The organism is Vibrio sp. V42_P2S4T144 (assembly GCF_009904715.1).
In the GTDB taxonomy this organism is placed as follows: Bacteria; Pseudomonadota; Gammaproteobacteria; order Enterobacterales; family Vibrionaceae; genus Vibrio; species Vibrio alginolyticus.
Genome location: NZ_WXWS01000503.1, coordinates 1 through 2,001 on the forward strand (window position 1 = coordinate 1; position 2,001 = coordinate 2,001).

At 42.9% G+C, this 2,001-nt stretch carries 2 protein-coding genes and 1 pseudogene; all 3 read left to right on the forward strand.

Translation table 11 applies throughout. From position 1 onward, the window contains the following. Positions 1–164: pseudogene (locus tag CAG68_RS16655) on the forward strand (siderophore ABC transporter substrate-binding protein); the annotation flags it as partial. Between the two features lie 22 nt (positions 165–186). After that, complete coding sequence (gene vctD / locus CAG68_RS16660) at positions 187–1,122, forward strand: iron chelate uptake ABC transporter permease subunit VctD (RefSeq protein ID WP_017820306.1); 936 nt, start codon at positions 187–189, stop codon at positions 1,120–1,122. Next, on the forward strand, positions 1,115–2,001 hold an 887-nt coding region (locus CAG68_RS16665), incomplete at its 3' end, for an iron chelate uptake ABC transporter family permease subunit (RefSeq protein WP_161441389.1). The genes vctD and CAG68_RS16665, both read left to right, overlap by 8 nt.

Here is a 2,001-nt window from a genome sequence, read left to right on the forward strand (position 1 = left end):
ACGATATTCGTAAATCCATGGATAACGACTTAGTCAAAGCGACTGCGGCATATAAAAATCATAAAATCACTTATTTAGATGTGGACGCGTGGTACTTGTCGATGTCTGGTGTGACAGCAACAGAAAAAATGGTCAGTGAGATAAAGCAAACCGTTGAACTGTAATCCAAGATAGCAGAGGTTAACTTTGAAGAAGTTATTGCTAACCCTTGTGGTTTTAAGCACGGTTTCGTTATTTGTTGGGGTGGCAAACATGACGCCCCAACAACTCTTTTCAGGTGATGAGAAAGCATTAGAACTTTTCTTTACCAGCCGTATACCACGTTTATTTGCCATATTGCTTGCTGGTGCTGGCTTGAGTATTGCGGGTCTTGTCATGCAGCAAATCAGCCAGAACCGATTTGCTGCACCTTCTACAACTGGTACGATCGAATGTGCCATGCTGGGCTATGTACTGAGCGTGGTTTTCTTTGGTAATGATAATCACCTTTGGCTCGTGTTCGGCATCTCGGTATTTGGGACGCTGGCGTTTGTTTTCTTTATTCAGCGCATTCAATTTAAGAGCGTGGTTTTTGTGCCACTTGTCGGGATTATTTTCGGCAATGTCATCCAATCCATGACTACGTTTATCGCGTACAAATATGATGCACTTCAAAGTCTGAATGCTTGGACAGTCGCAAACTTCGCCAACATCTTGCGTGGTGATTTTGAACTGCTGTACATCGCGGTACCAATGGTTATCCTCAGCTATCTTTTTGCCGCAAGGATCTCTGCCGTAGGTATCGGAAAAGATTTCGCGATTAACTTGGGTTTGAATTATCAGCAGGTTGTGACGATTGGCGTGCTATTGGTGTCCATCATGTCAGCAAGTGTCGTGATGATTGTTGGCCAGTTGCCATTCTTAGGGCTGATTGTACCGAATCTCGTGAGTCACTTTTATGGCGATAACCTCAAAAAGAACATTCCGCTTACGGCCATGTATGGGGCCATTTTAGTGTTGTGTTGCGATTTGGTGAGTCGTTTAATTATTTTCCCTCATGAAATGCCAATCTCTATCGTGATCAGCATATTGGGTGGCGTGGTATTCATTGCTATGTTGTTGCGAGGTAAGCAACATGCGTGATTCAACGAAGATCCTGCTGCTAGGTGGCATTGCGATTCTTTTCGCGTGTCTGTTTATTGGTATTGGGCTAACGGCTGACAACTACCAATATTTTTTGTCTCGTAGAGTTCCTAAAGTATTGGCGATAGTGCTAGCGGGTGTGGCCATTGCTCAGTCTTCACTTGTATTTCAAACCATTACGCACAACCGAATTTTAACGCCAAGTATCATGGGTTTTGATGCGCTGTATGTGTTAACCCAAATATTGATCGTGTTGATTTTTGGTGGGTTGAGTACCTTGGTGCTTAACTTGTACGTCAATTTCGCGATTGCAGTCATTGTAATGGTGTCGTTTTCGCTACTGCTGTTTGGGTTTTACTTTTCAAAAGGCAGCAAGAACCTGATTACGTTGCTATTGGTCGGCTTGATCTTTGGTCAGCTATTTTCCAATGCGGCGTCATTCTTTTCTTTGCTGATGGACCCAAACACATATGCAATTGTTCAGTCGAAACTGTACGCCAGTTTCAATAATGTCAAAGTGAACTTGGTTTACTTTAGTGCTCCGGCTTTGATGTTTGCATGTTGGTTGTTGTTTAGGATGCATCGCACTTTAGATGTGTTTTGGCTCGACCAAGACAATGCGAAAAGTTTGGGTGTTGATGTACCTAAAGTGACGAGAAATGTGTTTATTATCTCGGCGGTTTTGATTGCTATTTCTACGGCTTTGGTAGGGCCAATCATGTTCTTTGGTTTACTAGTGACCAACTTAAGCCGAGAAATGTTCCGAAGTTACCAACATAAAACGCTATTGGTCGGATGTTCGTTTCTATCCATCAGTTCACTACTTGCTGGGCAATGGATAATCGAAAACGTGTTCAGTTTTGAGACGACGTTGAGTGT